General features: G+C 67.9%; 16 protein-coding genes. 13 read left to right on the top strand and 3 right to left on the bottom strand.

Annotation, left to right across the window (positions count from 1 at the left end):
• The first annotated feature begins 50 nt into the window (after window positions 1-50).
• The gene (locus tag BLS11_RS13135; protein ID WP_092538163.1) at window positions 51-980 is read left to right on the top strand and encodes a branched-chain amino acid transaminase; all 930 of its coding nucleotides are present in this window, start codon (window positions 51-53) and stop codon (window positions 978-980) included.
• A 51-nt stretch (window positions 981-1,031) separates the two neighbouring features.
• On the opposite strand, the gene BLS11_RS13130 is transcribed toward BLS11_RS13135, so the two are convergent.
• Window positions 1,032-1,622, bottom strand: a complete 591-nt coding sequence (locus BLS11_RS13130; protein WP_092538161.1) for a DUF502 domain-containing protein — start codon at window positions 1,620-1,622, stop codon at window positions 1,032-1,034.
• Between the two features lie 192 nt (window positions 1,623-1,814).
• Between BLS11_RS13130 and BLS11_RS13125 the strand changes: the two genes are divergently transcribed.
• The 7 genes from BLS11_RS13125 to BLS11_RS13095 all read left to right on the top strand — a co-directional run bounded on the left by BLS11_RS13125 (window position 1,815) and on the right by BLS11_RS13095 (window position 8,220).
• Complete coding sequence (locus tag BLS11_RS13125) at window positions 1,815-2,357, top strand: CDP-2,3-bis-(O-geranylgeranyl)-sn-glycerol synthase (protein ID WP_092538159.1); 543 nt, start codon at window positions 1,815-1,817, stop codon at window positions 2,355-2,357.
• 251 nt (window positions 2,358-2,608) lie between these two features.
• Window positions 2,609-3,130: an orotate phosphoribosyltransferase gene (gene pyrE / locus BLS11_RS13120; RefSeq protein WP_092538157.1), complete on the top strand. Its 522-nt coding sequence runs from the start codon at window positions 2,609-2,611 to the stop codon at window positions 3,128-3,130.
• 142 nt (window positions 3,131-3,272) lie between these two features.
• Window positions 3,273-3,992: a phosphoribosyltransferase family protein gene (locus BLS11_RS13115; RefSeq protein ID WP_092538155.1), complete on the top strand. Its 720-nt coding sequence runs from the start codon at window positions 3,273-3,275 to the stop codon at window positions 3,990-3,992.
• Window positions 3,993-4,212: 220 nt separating this feature from the next.
• Window positions 4,213-5,625, top strand: a complete 1,413-nt coding sequence (locus BLS11_RS13110; protein WP_092538153.1) for an NCS2 family permease — start codon at window positions 4,213-4,215, stop codon at window positions 5,623-5,625.
• A 156-nt stretch (window positions 5,626-5,781) separates the two neighbouring features.
• Window positions 5,782-7,161 (top strand): aryl-sulfate sulfotransferase, encoded by a 1,380-nt coding sequence (locus BLS11_RS13105; protein ID WP_092538151.1) that lies wholly within the window; start codon window positions 5,782-5,784, stop codon window positions 7,159-7,161.
• Between the two features lie 79 nt (window positions 7,162-7,240).
• Window positions 7,241-7,489, top strand: a complete 249-nt coding sequence (locus BLS11_RS13100; protein WP_092538149.1) for a glutathione S-transferase N-terminal domain-containing protein — start codon at window positions 7,241-7,243, stop codon at window positions 7,487-7,489.
• Window positions 7,490-7,608: 119 nt separating this feature from the next.
• On the top strand, window positions 7,609-8,220 hold the full coding sequence (locus tag BLS11_RS13095) for a trimeric intracellular cation channel family protein (protein WP_217629023.1): 612 nt from the start codon (window positions 7,609-7,611) through the stop codon (window positions 8,218-8,220).
• Between the two features lie 12 nt (window positions 8,221-8,232).
• On the opposite strand, the gene BLS11_RS13090 is transcribed toward BLS11_RS13095, so the two are convergent.
• Window positions 8,233-9,219, bottom strand: coding sequence for a transcriptional regulator (locus BLS11_RS13090; protein WP_092538145.1), 987 nt, complete (start codon window positions 9,217-9,219; stop codon window positions 8,233-8,235).
• Between the two features lie 160 nt (window positions 9,220-9,379).
• On the opposite strand from BLS11_RS13090, the gene BLS11_RS13085 reads away from it, so the two are divergent.
• Window positions 9,380-10,648, top strand: a complete 1,269-nt coding sequence (locus BLS11_RS13085) for a tRNA(Ile)(2)-agmatinylcytidine synthase (protein ID WP_092538143.1) — start codon at window positions 9,380-9,382, stop codon at window positions 10,646-10,648.
• Window positions 10,649-10,684: 36 nt separating this feature from the next.
• Here the strand turns inward: BLS11_RS13085 and BLS11_RS13080 are convergent, their stop codons facing one another.
• A complete protein-coding gene (locus BLS11_RS13080; RefSeq protein WP_092538141.1) occupies window positions 10,685-11,143 on the bottom strand; it encodes a DUF7382 domain-containing protein in 459 nt (152 codons plus the stop codon).
• A gap of 75 nt (window positions 11,144-11,218) precedes the next feature.
• Between BLS11_RS13080 and BLS11_RS13075 the strand changes: the two genes are divergently transcribed.
• From BLS11_RS13075 to BLS11_RS13060, 4 genes are all read left to right on the top strand, one after another.
• A complete protein-coding gene (locus BLS11_RS13075; protein WP_092538139.1) occupies window positions 11,219-12,322 on the top strand; it encodes an ATP-binding protein in 1,104 nt (367 codons plus the stop codon).
• Between the two features lie 21 nt (window positions 12,323-12,343).
• Complete coding sequence (locus tag BLS11_RS13070) at window positions 12,344-12,685, top strand: CrcB family protein (RefSeq protein WP_092538137.1); 342 nt, start codon at window positions 12,344-12,346, stop codon at window positions 12,683-12,685.
• Window positions 12,682-13,056: a fluoride efflux transporter FluC gene (locus tag BLS11_RS13065; protein ID WP_092538135.1), complete on the top strand. Its 375-nt coding sequence runs from the start codon at window positions 12,682-12,684 to the stop codon at window positions 13,054-13,056. Before BLS11_RS13070 ends, BLS11_RS13065 begins: the two co-directional genes overlap by 4 nt.
• Window positions 13,057-13,181: 125 nt before the next feature.
• The gene (locus tag BLS11_RS13060) at window positions 13,182-15,635 is read left to right on the top strand and encodes a GAF domain-containing protein (RefSeq protein ID WP_092538133.1); all 2,454 of its coding nucleotides are present in this window, start codon (window positions 13,182-13,184) and stop codon (window positions 15,633-15,635) included.
• Window positions 15,636-15,758: the final 123 nt, after the last annotated feature.

The following is a 15,758-nucleotide window of genomic DNA, read 5'->3' as shown; positions in this document are numbered from 1 at the left end:
CGTCGCCGTGTCGCCTATCATTTTATCACCTGCCACGCAAACCACGCGGTATGGGATTCGACGAGATGGATGTCGACACTATCTGGATGGACGGTGAGTTCGTCGACTGGGACGACGCGCAGATTCACGTCCTCTCCCACGGACTTCACTACGGCAGCGGCGTCTTCGAGGGCGTCCGCTGTTACGACACCGAGGACGGCCCGGCCATCTTCCGGTGGGACGAACACTTGGACCGCTTCTACGCCTCCGGGAAGCCCTACGACATGGACATCCCCTTCCAGAAGGAGGAACTCACCGAGGCGACGATGGAACTCATCCGCCGACAGGACCTCGAGTCCTGTTACATCCGCCCCGTCGCGTTCTACGGCTACGACTCGCTGGGCGTCAGCCCCAAGGGCAACCCCGTGCAGGTCGCCATCGCGGCGTGGCCGTGGGGGACGTACCTCGGCGACGACGCCTTGGAGAACGGCGTGGACGTGATGGTGTCCTCGTGGCGGAAGCACGCCTCCAGCCAGATTCCGACGAACGCGAAGACGACCGGCCTCTACGTGAACTCGCTTCTCGCGGGCGAGGAGGCCCGCCGAAACGGCTTCACCGAGGCCATCGTCCTCAACAAGGAGGGCAACGTCGCCGAGGGTCCCGGCGAGAACATCTTCATGGTGAACGACGGCGACATCTACACGCCCGGCCTCTCGCAGAGCATCTTAGACGGCATCACCCGCAACACGGTCATCGAACTCGCCCGCGAACGCGGCTACACCGTCTACGACCAAGCGACCATCTCGCGCGGCGAACTCAACACCGCCGACGAACTGTTCTTCACCGGCACCGCCGCCGAGATTACGCCCATCCGGAAGGTGGACAACGTCGTCATCGGCAACGGCACTCGCGGCCCGGTGACCGAGGAACTCCAGCAGGCGTTCTTCGACCTCGTGGAAGGTCGCTCCGACGACCACGAAGAGTGGTTCACCTACGTCTGAAACCGCAGTAAACGGACCCGCCGACTTTCTCCGCCTTCTCCCGTCGAGCGTTCAGTCGTCTTCCGTCTGCACGTCGATGTCGATGGCCGACCGGGACTCGTCCTCGGCGAACCCGGCCGAGAGGATGCGCGTCAGCGCCTCCTCGACGTTTTCGTCGAGTTCTTGGATGTCTTCGGGCTCTACCTCCATCACGAACCCCGTGGTGATGTTCGGTGCCGTCGGCATGAACAGGACCACCCGCCCGTCTTTCGTCGTCTGGCCGGTCTTGAACGCCGTCATCCGGACGCCCGGCCACGTCTCGAGTTGAACGGGCGTCTGCAGGTCTTCCGTCCCCGTCAACGCCGTCTCGACGGCGAGTTTCGACGCGTTGTAGAGGATGCGAACGAGGGGGACCCGATTCATCGTCGCGTCGAGGTACGTCTCGAACAGTCGCCCCACCGTCGTGCGCATCAGGTAGCCCACCGACAGCACCAACATCGCGAACACGATGATGGCGACGAAGAACCCGAACGGTTCTTGGAGGTTCTTGATGAGCGGTAGTTTGACGATACTCGAGTAGAGGTAGTTCAGAACCCACAGAATGACGAGGATGGGGACTAGTATTACCAGTCCGCTTGCGAAGTCGCGTCTCCACGAGGACATCTATTGATGAGTAGGTGAGCCTGCGTCCTTAAGAGAACTTCTGTCCGAACCGTGCGTTGGCACACCGTTTCGCCGGGCGCATCGGCGGTTCGGCGTCGGAGTCGCGTCGTCCGCGGCACCGTCCCCCGGTCGAGAGAGTCAGGTTCCGAACGAAATCACGGCCCCTTAAGTCGCGGACGACGACTCCCGAACATGGTACTCGACCTCGTCGCCGTCGCGTTCTGGACCATGTTACCCGCGTACGTCCCGAACAACGCGGCCGTCCTCGCCGGAGGCGGCGCGCCGATAGACGGGGGACGAACGTGGGGGGACCGCCGCCTCCTCGGAGACGGGAAGACGTGGCGCGGGACGGCCGCGGGAACGCTGGCCGGCGTCGCCCTCGCCCTCGTCTGCAACGCCGTCGCCGACCCCGTCTCCGCCCTCGTCGGCGTCTCCCTGCCGACGTTTCCGCTCCCCGCCGCGGTCGGTCTGGCGTTCGGCGCGATGGTCGGCGACATCGCCGCCTCCTTCCTCAAGCGTCGGAGCGGACGGCAACGCGGCGCGGCGTTCCCCGGCCTCGACCAACTCGACTTCGTGGTCGGCGCACTCCTCCTCGCGGCGGCGTTCGACCTCCCGTGGTTCGTCGAGACGTTCTCGCTGCCCGTCCTCGGCGTCGTCCTCGTCCTCACGCCAGTCCTGCACGTGACGACGAACGTCGCCGCCTACCTCCTCGGCGTGAAGAACGAACCGTGGTAAACCACCTTTTTCCGCCTCGGGTCTCCTCGCGTCGCCTTCGGCGACGCGCTCGAACCCCCTCCAAAAATCTGTCTCCGCGAGCGAAGCGAGCGGAGGCTCGGCAGAGCGGAGCTCTGCCGGTGGACCAAAAACCTCCGCGAGGGCTCGCTTTGCTCGCCTCGCGGTCTACCTCGGTGTCCTTTCCGCACTGCATCGCCTGACCGCCGCGGCGAACCGCCCCGTTTAACCCGTTCGGGCGACCCGACGACAGTATGGCCAACGACGAACTCATCGAGGCCCTGCGCGAGGCCGACGCGGTCCAGTACGGGGAGTTCGAACTCTCCCACGGCGGCACCTCGGACTACTACGTGGACAAGTACCTGTTCGAGACGGACCCCACCTGCCTCCGCCTCGTCGCGGAGGCGTTCGCCGAGGAACACGACGGCGAGAAACTCGCGGGCGTCGCACTCGGCGCGGTTCCCCTCGTCGCGGTGACCAGCGTCGAGACGAACACGCCGTACGTCATCGCGCGCAAGAAGGCCAAGGAGTACGGCACGGCGAAGCGAATCGAGGGCCGCCTCGACGAGGGCGAGGAGATTCTCGTCCTCGAAGACATCGCCACGACCGGAAAGAGCGCCCTCGACGCCGTCGAAGCGCTTCGAGACGCCGGCGCGGAGGTCAACCGCGTCCTCGTCGTGGTGGACCGCGAGGAGGGGGCCGCCGAACGCCTCGCCGAGGCCGACGTGGAACTTGACTCCCTCGTCACCGCCGACGAACTGCTGGCCGACCGGTAACGCCCGCTTCTTCGCCGACCTCTCCGCCGGTCCGCCCGCCGCCGACGGACCGAGCGGCGACTCGTGCCCTACACATATATGGGCAATTCGTTTCTCATCTACATCGAAGTATTCATACTTACGCAACCTCGTCCATCGGGGTATGAACAGAGCGGAGAAGGCGACTCTCCAACTCCAAGCCGTCGCCGTCCTGCGGATGCTCAAAGAGACTCGGACGTACGACGAACTCGCCGAGGTCACAGGACTCCCGGCGGGCGACCTGAACCGGTACGTCAACGGACACGTCCTCCCCGGAATCGAACGCGCCCGCGACGTCGTCGAGGGCGTCGGGCGCGACGCACTGGCGACCGAACTCGAAGCCCGCGTCGAGTTCGACGACGAGGGGTACGTGGACAACTCCGGCGTCGTCTTCGACCAGTCGTTTCTGGACCTCGTCGCGCCCGTCGCGGCCAACACTCTCGAGTTCGAGCGACCGGACGTGGTGCTGACGGCGGCGACGGACGGCATCACCTTGGGCGCGGCCATGGCGTCGTACTTCGACGCCCGCGTCGCCTACGCGAAGAAGTCGAAGGAGACGGCCGTCGAGGAGTTCATCGAGTCCCGCCAGCGACTCACCTCCGGCATCGAACTCACCTACTACCTCCCCGCCCGCGCCATCTCCGCGGGCGAGAAAGTCCTCGTCGTCGACGACCTCATCCGGTCGGGCGAGACGCAGGAACTGCTCTTGGACATCGCCAAACAGGCCGACGCCGAGGTGACCGGCGTCTTCGCCCTCATCTCCGTCGGCGAGAAGGGCACCGACCGCGCGAAGGAACTCACCGCCGCGCCCGTCGGCGCACTCACCGAGTTCGATACGGAGTGAGAGTCGGCGCGCCGGCGACGCATCGTCTCTGACTGCCCGGCGAACGCGCTTCCTTCGAGCACCCGCGTTCTCTATCGACGAACTCGTCGTTTGTGGTAGTACACGCCTGCGCAGAGAATCCCCCGTCATAATTGCCGGGATATGCACGTGCGTGCTCATTCTCGCCCCTTTCGATGGTAACGCTTATGGTCGGAATAGCGAGTATGCTCACTCGTGCATTATGGGGCTCACTGAGACGCTCGAAGACTACTTCGATGTGCAAGAACACGGGTCGTCCGTGCGGACGGAGGTTCTCGCCGGACTGACGACGTTCCTGACGATGTCGTACATCGTCGTCGTCAACCCGTCGATACTGACCGACCAGCCGTTCATCGAGGGGGCGGACGGTATCGCCATCGCGGGCTACGCGCCCAGCGAGGTACAGTCGATGCTCGCCGTCGTGACCATCATCGCCGCCGCGGTGGCGACGCTCGTCATGGCGTTCTACGCGAACCGGCCGTTCGGGCAAGCGCCCGGACTCGGGTTGAACGCCTTCTTCGCGTTCACCGTCGTCGGCGCACTCGGGGTACCGTGGCAGACGGCGCTTGCCGCCGTCGTCGTGGAGGGACTCCTCTTCATCGTCCTCACCGCCGTCGGCGCGCGCGAGTACATCATCCGCCTGTTCCCCGCGCCGGTGAAGTTCGCCGTCGGAACCGGTATCGGGCTGTTCCTCGCCATCATCGGCCTGCAGGCGATGGGCATCGTCGTCGACGACGCCTCGACGCTCGTCACCCTCGGCGACGTGGCGTCGAACCCCGTCGCCATCGTCTCCGTCGTCGGCCTGTTTCTCACGTTCGCGCTGTACGCTCGGGGCATCCCGGGCTCCATCGTCCTCGGCATCCTCGGCACCGCGTTCATCGGGTGGGTGGTGACGACGCTCGGCGTCGTTCCCGCCGACGCCGGACTCGTCGCCGGTTCGACCGAGGCGACGTACAACATCGCACCGCTCGCGGGCGCGTTCCTCGACGGCTTCGGCAACGTCGAGGCGTTCTCCTTCGCGCTCATCGTGTTCACGTTCTTCTTCGTGGACTTCTTCGACACCGCGGGAACGCTCGTCGGCGTCGGTCAAGTGGCGGGCTTCCTCGACGAGGACGGTAACCTCCCGGACATCGACAAACCGCTGATGGCCGACGCCGTCGGCACCACCGTCGGCGGGATGCTCGGCACCTCGACGGTGACGACGTACATCGAGTCCGCCTCCGGCGTCGAAGAGGGCGGCCGAACCGGACTGACCGCACTCGTCGTCGCGGTTCTGTTCCTCGCCTCCCTGGCTCTCGTTCCGCTGGCGGCGGCGATTCCGCAGTACGCCTCCCACATCGCGTTGGTCGTCATCGGCATCGTGATGCTGCGCAACGCCGTCGATATCGACTGGAGCGACATCACCAACACCATCCCCGCCGGGATGACCATCCTCGTGATGCCCTTCACCTACTCCATCGCCTACGGCATCGCCGCGGGCATCGTCTCCTACCCGATAGTCAAACTCGCCGCGGGCGACCGCGAGGACCTCCGCGCCGGCCACTGGGTGCTGGCGGGCGCGTTCGTCCTCTACTTCTTCGTCCGAACCAGCGGCTTCCTCTCGGCGCAGGTGTAGGACCCGCCGGACGACCCGTCTCTTTTCTCTCCGTCCGTCGCTCTCGCGTCCCCCGATACCCGCCGTTCTCCCCGCTTGACGGCCGCTCGCATCGACTGACAGGGCCGAGGGATACCAAAAAAGGTTCACGCCTGTACCGACAGTCAGTCGGTAGTAATGGTCTCACTCTCTAGACGAACTGCCGTGCGGGCGGTCACGCTCGTCCTCGTGGTCGCCCTGCTGACGCCGTCTGCGGTGTCCGCCATCACGTACGACCCCGACGACGAGACGACGCTGACCCGCGGGACGGTGACGAGTCCGGCGAACGGGTCGACGGTCGTCAGCGTCCAAGGGTACACGTTCGACGGGTCGACGAACCCGAAGAAGCCCGCCCGCGTCATCTCCGTCGGCGAACGTGGGGGAACGCAGTGGACTCACAACGAGTCCGGCGCGTGGTTCTTCGACGTCGACCCCTTGGAGAACGGGAACCTGTTGGTCTCCTCGCCGCGCGACGGCGAGACGCTCGTCTTCGAGTTGAACCCCGAGAACCAGACCCGCGTCTGGGAGACGCGCTTCGACATCGAGGACACCCACGACGTCGACCGCCTCAGCGAGGACGAACTCGTCGTCTCGAACATGCGCGAGTGGGACGAGGAGAACGGGTCGATGGACCGCATCTTCGTCTACAACACGACCACCGAGGAGGTGACGTGGGAGTGGTACTACCGCGACCACTTCCCCTCCGATACGAACGGCGGGATGACGAGCGACTGGACCCACTCCAACGACGTCGACCCCATCGGCGACGGGAAACTGCTGCTCTCGCCGCGGAACTTCGATCAAGCCATCGTCGTCGACATGGAGACGAAGAACATCACCCACCGCCTCGGGAGCGACGACAACTACGACGTGATGCGGGAACAGCACAACCCCGACTGGATGCTGAGCGAGAACGGGACGCCGACGATACTCGTCGCCGACAGCGGAAACAACCGCGTCGTCGAGTACGCCCACGAGAACGGTTCGTGGGTCCGCACCTGGTCCGTCGGGTCGAACGTCCTCAACTGGCCGCGGGACGCCGACCGGCTGCCGAACGGCAACACGCTCATCACGGACACGCTCAACCACCGCGTCATCGAGGTGACGCCGGAGGGCGAAATCGTCTGGGAGTACTACGCGACGTGGGGTCCGTACGACGCCGAACGCGTCGCACACGGCGACGGCTCTTCGGACGGGCCGACCATCCGCGACATGAACGCGAGCGGCGAGTACGACATCACCGGCAGCGCGGAACTCCGCGCCGGGTCGGGCGAGGGCGTCGGCTTCGCCGGGCAGATGCGCGCGACGTTCGCGGAGACGCCCCTCGAAGGGCCGATGAACGAGTTCGCCACCAAGTGGGCGCACGTCACGCCGTGGCTTCGCCCCGTCTGGATGGGCCCGTGGGAGTTCGTCTACGCCGTCTGCGCCGCCCTCCTCCTTCTCGGGTGGGCGGGCGGGGAAGTCGTCCTCCACCGGCGACGCATCGCCGACGGCGTTCGGAACGTCGTCGGGCGCTGACCGCGGAATCGCCGCCCGTGTGTATCCGGGACGCACAGAACCACCGGACTCTTTATCCGCAGTCGCCTATCGGCTAGCGATGTCGAACCTCATCCTGTACGAGCTAGAGGGCTGTCCCTACTGCGCGAAAGTGAAGAACAAGCTCTCGGAACTCGACTTGGAGTACGAGTCGAAGATGGTCCCGCGTTCGCACTCCGAGCGAACGGAAGTCGAGGAAGTGAGCGGCCAGACGGGCGTCCCCGTCCTCGTGGACGAGGAACACGGCGTCGAGGGGATGCCCGAGAGCGACGACATCGTCGAGTACCTCGACGAGACGTACGCCAACTGACCCGGCGACCCTTCTGCCGTCCGCGGTTCGATGCGTAGCCCTCAAGGCGTCCTCCGCCGTGGGCGAACGTAGTGGCTCAGGACATCGTCGGCGCAGTTTCTGTGGACCCGTTCGTCGTGATGAACACCGTCGGCTTGGTGGCGTTCGCACTCGTCGGCGCGACGAAGGCGATACGCGAGGAGTTCGACGTGTTCGGTATCGCGGTGGTGGGACTCGTCACGGCGTTCGCCGGCGGGGCGACGCGGGACGTGTTGGTCGACCGCGTCCCCTTGGCGCTCAGGTCGTTCGGCGAAATCGGATTCGGCATGCTCGGCGTCGCCCTCGCCGTCGGCCTCAGCGTCGCGTTCGACTCGGCCGACGAACACCCGATCACCCTCTTTTCGGACGCCGTCGGCCTCGCGGCGTTCACCACCGCGGGCGCAATCGTCGCCACCGACGCCGGCCTCTCGGGGTTCGGCGTCGTGGCGATAGCGACCATCAACGCCGTCGGCGGCGGCGCGTTCGCGGACGTACTCCTCGATAGGTCGCCGTTCATCCTGTTCGACGACTTCTACGCGAGCTGTGCGGTTCTCGGCGGGACGACCTACTGGCTGGCGGCGACGTTCGCCGGGACGCCGGGTGCCGCCGCCGCGGTGTGCGCCGCGGTGACCGTCGGGTCGCGGACGGCGGCGGTCACCTACGGGTGGTCGCTCCCGACGGCGCAGACGCTCGACCGACGGGCGAGAGGGTGAGAGAAGAGTCGGCTACGCTTCCTCGGGTTCGCGGGCGCGTTCCCGAATCAGGTCGCGAATCTCGTCGGGGTCGTCGATGGCGGCGAGTTCCTCGCAGCTGACGAGGGCCGTCCCGTCCACGGAGTCGCGCTTCGACTGATCTTCGGTGAAGTAGACGGACCGGGTCTGGGTCACCTCGCCCAGAGAGGACATGATGCGGGCGCGCTTCTCGGCGCTCCGGGTGAACGGCGAGTGACCCGTCAGCATCGGCATCCGGTCGCTGCGCCGGGTACTCCGGTCCTCGTCCTCGCTGACCGCCTTGAACGGCGCGCGCGACGTGGGGTGGACGGTGAACCCCGCGCGGGTGAGGATGTGGACGACGTGTTCGTCGTCGGGGTCCGCCGCCGGGTCCTCGGGCGTCGGGTCCGCCTCGCGCACTTCCTCTGCGCCGTCCATCACGTCCACCGGGTTCGAGAACGGCTTGTCGAACATCTGTTCGAGCTGAATCGCCACCTCGATGCTCGCGTTCATGCCGTCCTCGTACTTCGAGACGGTGCGCCGCGAGACGCCGAGTTCGTTCGCCAGACGGCCGAGGCTCCACCCTCGCTCCTGGCGCTCGTCCGCCAACAGGTCGCCGTCGATGTTGACGTAGAGGCCGCCGGGGGCCGCGTAGATGAGCGGCGGGACGCCCTCGACGAACAGGTCCATCGCGGTGTCGGGGTTCATCACGGGCACGCCGTGCCGGAAGTAGACCACCTCCGGTTTGAGTTCCTCGTCGCGCGTCCGCAGGCCGACGACCATCGGCGTCGCCGAGAGGTACGTGCCGAGGCGACGCATCTCCGCGCCGGTCGCGGCGTCGAACGCGTCGATGTTCCCCAGAATCTTCAACAGCACCAAGTCTTCGCCGCGCCGGGCGGCGAGGTCGAAGCTCTTGGGACGGATGGCACAGCGGTCGCTGACGAGGAAACCGGCGTCCTCCAGCATCGCCGTGACGTTTCCGACCAGAGCTGACCGGGACATATTCATGTATAAGTGATTCGCGACATATAACTGTTTTCTAGCCCGTAATCGCCCGCGTCGCCCGATTCCGCCGGACGCGACGGTATTTTTATATACGTCAGCCGGCCCGGGCCGACCCGGACTCGAAAGGCGTTACATCCTCGACGCGGTATCGTCGCCCATGACGGTCATCGGTCTGGACGACACCGACTCCAGAGAGCGAGGGATGTGTACGACGTACCTCGCGACGCTGGTCGCAGAGGCCGTCGAGGCCGCCGGTGGCCGCGTGCGGCGGCGGTTGCTCGTCCGACTCAACCCCGCGGTGAAGCACAAGACCCGCGGCAACGCCGCACTCGCCCTCCACGTGGAATTTCCCGCCGCTGACGCCCTCGACGTCGCCGTCTCGGAACTGGAACCCCTCGCGGAGACGGACGACCCGCGGACGAGTCCGGGCGTCGTCGTCGCGCCCGGCGACCCCGAGGACGTGCCGGACGCGGTGGCCGACTTCGCCCGCCGCGGCGTCAGAGACATCGTCGATACCGAGACGGCGACGACGCTGGCCGACGAGGCGGGGTACGAACACCGCGGCTGGGACGGCGGACGCGGCCGAATCGGCGCGCTCGCCGCTATCGGCGCGTGGCCCGCCTTCGAGGAGTGGACGTACGAGCGCATCTCCTACCGGGAGTTCGACCGGTGCGGGACGCCCCGCGACGTGGACTGGGACTCCGTCTTCGACGCCGCGGAGGCGTTCTACCCCGAGGCGTGGGACACCGTGGACCGAGAGGAGGGACAGGCCGTCTGCGTCCCGAACGCGCCCGGGCCCATCCTGCACGGCGTCCGCGGCGACGACGCCGAGGCGGTCGAAAAACTCGCGGCCCGAATCGAGTCGGAACCCGTCGAACGCGCGGCCACCTTCCTGACGAACCAAGGGACCGACGTGCATCTCCGAGACGGCGAACTCGGTTCGCTCGAAGACGACTCCGCCTACCGCGTCGACGGCGCCGTCGCCTCGGACCCCGAGACGCGCCGCGGCGGGCACGTCTTCTTCGAACTCGCGGACGGCGACCGGTCGATAGAGTGCGTCGCCTTCGAACCGACGAAGCGGTTCCGCGACAGGGTCCGCGCCCTCCGCGTCGGCGACGACCTGACCGTCTGCGGCGAGGTGAGTCGGGGGACGCTCAAACTGGAGAAGTTCGCCGTTCGGTCTCTCGTCCGGACCGAGGAAGTCACGCCGACGTGCCCAGACTGCGGGCGTTCGATGGAGAGCGCGGGCCGAAATCAGGGCTATCGCTGCCGGGACTGCGGCACCACCGCACCGGGGAAGGAGACGGTGCGCGTCGACCGCGAACTCGAACGCGGGTGGTACGAGGTGCCGCCCTGCGCGCGCCGCCACATCGCGAAACCGTTGGTCCGCGGCGGGTTCGACGCGCCGACGCATCCCGAACGGTAGCGCTCACCTCCTCACTCTCTCCTTTTCGGCCGCATCTCACTCCCGAACGACGAGCACCGCCGTGTTCTCCCGCCTATCGACGAACTGGCTCCCGGCGGGCGGTTTCACGTCCACGACGAGCGTCCCGTCCCCCTGATTCGTTCGGACGTCGGGCGAGACGTTCACCGTCGCTACCCCGTCGGCTCCGGATTTATTCGTTTTCACGCCGTCGATGTCCGCGGTCCCGTCTTTCACGACGACCGTCGCGCCTTCCACGGGGTCGCCGTCGGCGTCCACCACGAGGAGGTCCAGTTCCTGTTCGCCGGGCGTCACCACGTCGGGGTCCGGTTTCACGTCGAGTTCCGAGACGGCCAGTCCCTGCACCCCCGAGAGCATGTTCAGCATGACGCTCATCGTCGCCACGCCGACGACGAGGGCGATGACGAGGCGAATCGGCAGTCCTTCGATGGCCCGGTCGTCGGCGGCGAACCGCTTCAGTCCGAATCTGTCGAACATAGGGGCGGTGGTCCCGCCTCCCGGGATAAACCCTCGTCCGGGGGTTGAAGTACGAAGGCGGGACCAGACCCCCCGATGCACACGGACACGGAGACGAACGCGGACGCGGAGGTTCTCGGTCGGCGCGGCGGCGACGACGGCCCGTCGGTTCGCTTCGGACGCCACCGCGCCTGCGACGGGAGCGACGGCGCTCCGGTCGCGGTGGACGTAGACCGGCCGCACGCCGCCCTCGTCGTCGGAAAGCGCGGTTACGGGAAGTCGTACACGCTCGGCGTCCTCGCCGAGGGTGCCGCCCGGGCGTCGGGCGTCGCGCCCGTCCTCGTCGACCCGATGGGCGTCTTCGACGGACTCGGCGCGTCCGAGAGGGACGGCCCGCCGGTCCCCGCCCGCGTCGTCCGGTCGCCTCGGGTCCGCGCGGACGCCGTTCCGCCCTCGGCGTGGCCGACGCTCGTCGGGTGCGACGAGAACTCCCCGGTCGGGTCCCTCGTCTGGCGCGCCGCGGCGACGGCGGAGACGCTGACGGCGATGCGGGAGTTCGTCGCCGACGCGGACGTTCCCGCGGCGACGGTTCGCGCCGCGGGCAACCGACTCCGCCGCGCCGAGACGTGGGGCGTGTTCGACCCCGACGGCCTCTCGGCGTCCGAACTCGCCGGGGGAGAGGCCACCGTCCTCGACGCCTCGTCGCTCGACCCCGCGCCGATGAACGCGGTGGCGTACGCCGTGGCGAGCGGACTGTACGACGCCCGACTCTCCGGGGCGATAGACCGCCTGCCGTGGCTCTTTCTCGACGAGGCGCACGCGTTCTTCGACGGCGTGGCGTCGCCGGCGCTCGAAACGATTCTCACGCGCGGACGAGCACCCGGCGTCTCGCTCGTCGCGGCGACGCAACGGCCGAGTTCGCTCCCCGACGTCGCCGTCTCGCAGGCCGACCTGCGCGTCGTCCACCGCCTCACCGCCGGCCCCGACATCGACGCGCTGGCGGCGGCGAACCCGACGTATCTCGGTTCGACCCTCAGGGAGCGACTGCCCGACGCGCCGGGCGAGGCACTCGTCGTCGACGACGCGGCGGAGGCAGTCAGGGACGTGACCGTTCGCCGCCGTCACACCCCGCACGGCGGCGCGAGTCCCCGAGCGAGCGACGCCTCCGCCGACGCGGTACCGACCGAAACCGAGGAGTAGGCTCGGCGGAAGACGGTACGCATGGCCGACAGACTCGACCCGCTCCTCGTCGCGTCCGGCGGGTTCGTCGGCGCGACGCTCCGGTACGGCGTCGGCGTCGCCCTGCCGGGGGCCGCGGGCACCCTCGCGGTGAACGTGGCGGGGAGTTTCCTCCTCGGAGCGATGCTCGCGTTCGCCCCGACGCGCCGCGCGCAGGTGCTCCTCGGGACCGGCCTCCTCTCCTCGTTTACGACGTACAGCACGTTCGCCGTACAGACGGCCGCGCTCGGTCCGACGTGGGGCGCGGCGAACGTCGGCGCGAACTACGCCCTCGGCTTCGCCGCGGCGTTCGCGGGCCTCGCGGTCGGAGGGCGTTTCGGGTGAGCGGTGTCGTCGCCGCCGCGGGTCACCTCCCGCCGGCGGTTCTCGTCGGACTCGGCGGGTCGGCGGGCGCCCTCGCGCGGTACGGCGTCGATACGGCGCTCGAAAGCGGACGCCGGGCGACGCTCTCGGTGAACGTGCTGGGGAGCGTCGTCCTCGGCGCAGTCGTCGCCGCCTCGCCACCGTCCGTCGTCGCGACGGCGCTCGGAACCGGCTTCTGCGGCGCGTTCACGACGTTCTCGTCGTTCGCCGTCGCCGTCGCGGCGGACGCGCGCGACGGTCGGGAGGGCGAGGCCGTCCGGTACGCCGCAGTGACGCTCGGAACCGCGCTCGTCGGGGTGGCCGTCGGAACCGCGCTCGTCGGCGCAGTCTGACCGCGAAATCCCCCTCGCGTCCGCGGCGCTTCTCGTGGGTGTCGTTACCGTGGGCGTTTATATGCCCCCCTGACAGAGTACGTGCAGACGCCGGTCGGACGCTCCTTCGGCCGGCACCCACATCCATGACGACGGTGTTGTACGTCTCCGGCGACGAAGAGCGAAGACGGTCGGTAGCGACGTCGCTTCAGGGGGCGGGCGACGGGTTCACGGTTCGCGAGGCGACGCCGGACGACGTCGCCGGCGTCACCGACGTGCCTCGGGCGGACGGTCGGGGTTCGGCGGCCGACGCGTTCGAGAGCGCCGACTGCGTCGTAATCGACCTCGTCGAGACGGGCGTCCTCCCGACGCACGTCCGCGATGCGGGGTATCGAGGGCCGATTCTCGCGTACGGGCCCGAACCGTACGACGAACTCGAACGGCGCGCGCGGGACGGCTTCACGGACGTCGTTCGCGAGTCGGGCGCGGTCACCGCCGAGGGAGCGTCGTCCGGCGACGACGGGGGCGTCTCCCGCGGTATCGCGGTCCTCGCGGACCGAATCGCTCGCCACGTCGCCGCCGAGGCGGACGCGGCGACCACGGGCCGGGGAGGCGGTCGGGAGGAGATTCTGACGCGCCTCCACGAGACGAACCGCGAACTGCTTCGCGCCGGCGACACCGCCGAGGTGGCGGAGATAACCGTCCGGACGGCCAGCGAAGTGCTCGAACTCGACATCGCGGTCTTCGGCGCTCACGACCCCGAGGAGCGGCGTATCGACCCCATCGCGGCGTCGGACGCCGCGCGGGAGTTGGTCCCGGAGTTACTCGACCGGACGTACGGCCCGGAGACGAATGCGTACGAACTGTTCCGCGCCGGCGAACCGCGCCTCTTCGAGGACACGGGCGATCGATTCGGCGCCTCCGCGCGCCTCGGACCGGCCATCGTCGTCCCCCTCGGCGAGCACGGACTGCTTCTCGTCGGGAGCACGGGGACGGAGCGACGGGTCATCCCGCCGGGTGCGCTCGATTTGACCCGCCTCCTCGCGGCGAACGCGGAGACGGCCCTCGACAGGGCGGCGCGCGAGGCCGCACTCAGGGAGGAGCGCGACCGAATCGCCGTCCTCTTTCGGAACGCGAGCGACGCCATCATCGACGTCGAGTACGTCGACGGCGAACCCATCGTCAGAAGCACCAACCCGGCGTTCGAGGAGGTGTTCGGCTACGACGAATCGACCGTCGTGGGGGAGAACATCGACGACGTAATCGTCCTCTCGGAGGATCGAGAGACGGCGAACGACTACAACCGAGACGCCGTCGGCGGCGCCGCCGTCGAACGCGAGGTGCGACGGAAGACGGCCCACGGGACCCGCGACTTCCTCCTCCGGGCGGTTCCGCTGGACCCCGACGGCGGCACGAACCGGGTGTACGGCATCTACACCGACATCACGGACCGAAAGCACCACGAGCGGACGCTGAACAGTCTCCACGAGACGGCCCGGAGACTGATGCGCGCGGAGACGCCCGAGGAGGTGGCCGAAGTGGCGATAGACGACATCGAGGACATCCTCGGCTACCCCATCCACGGCCTTCGCCTGTACGACGAGGACGACGACGCCCTCGTGTCGGTGGCGGCGTCCGACCGGACGCTCGACGTGTTGGGCGAGCGACCGCCGTACTTCCGGGACGAGAACGCCATCTGGAAGGTATTCGATTCCGGCGAACCGGCCGTCTTCGACTCCGCCGCGGAGATAGACGACGCTTACGACCGGACGGGGGTCGGGTCCGTGATGTACGTTCCGCTGAGCGACCACGGCGTCCTCTCGTTCGGCGTCCTCGAACCCGACACGTTCGACGAGTCCGACGTTCGGCTCATGAACCTCCTGGGTGCGACGGTGGAGGCGGCGCTCGACCGAGCGGAACGGACGCAACTCCTCCGGGCGCGCGAGGCCGAACTCGAACGCCAGAACGACCGCTTAGAGGAGTTCGCCAGCGTCGTCAGCCACGACCTCAGAAACCCGCTCTCGGTCGCTCGGGGGTATCTCGACCTCGCAAGCGAAACCTGCGATTCGCCGGAGGCGGCGGACCACTTCGAGCGAATCGAACGCGCACACGAGCGAATGGCGCATCTCATCTCCGACCTCCTCTCTCTCGCGCGACAGGGACAGGCCGTCGGCGAGACGGAACCGACGCGGGTGGCGGAACTGGCGGAACGTTCGTGGCGCGTCATCGCCACGGGGGACGCCACTCTCGACGTGACGGATCCGCCGACGGTCGACGCCGACCCCGAACGCCTCACGACGATTCTCGAGAACCTGTTTCGGAACAGCGTCGAACACGGCTCCGCGAGTAACCGTTTGAACGGCATCACCGTCCGGGTGGGCGCTCTCGACGACGGCGAGGGGTTCTTCGTCGAGGACGACGGCGTCGGCGTCCCCGCCGAGCACCGCGAAAACGCGTTCGAGCGTGGGTTCTCCACCGGCGAGGATGGAACCGGATTCGGCCTCAGCATCGTCCGCGGTATCGCGGAGGCCCACGACTGGGAGGTGACGCTGACCGACAGCGACGAGGGCGGCGCGCGGTTCGAGATACGGACGAGATAGCCGTCGCTCGGCGGTCGGTTTTACGAGACCGAGGCGGGATTGTGAACTCCGGTCGCTCCTTTGCAGTCGCTCCCTCGTTCAAATCCCTTCGTGACCGCTCACAGATTCTACTCGCGCCCGCTC

It is taken from the genome of Halopelagius longus (assembly GCF_900100875.1).
Lineage (GTDB): Archaea > Halobacteriota > Halobacteria > Halobacteriales > Haloferacaceae > Halopelagius > Halopelagius longus.
This window is presented reverse-complemented; position numbering and strand designations above follow the sequence as displayed.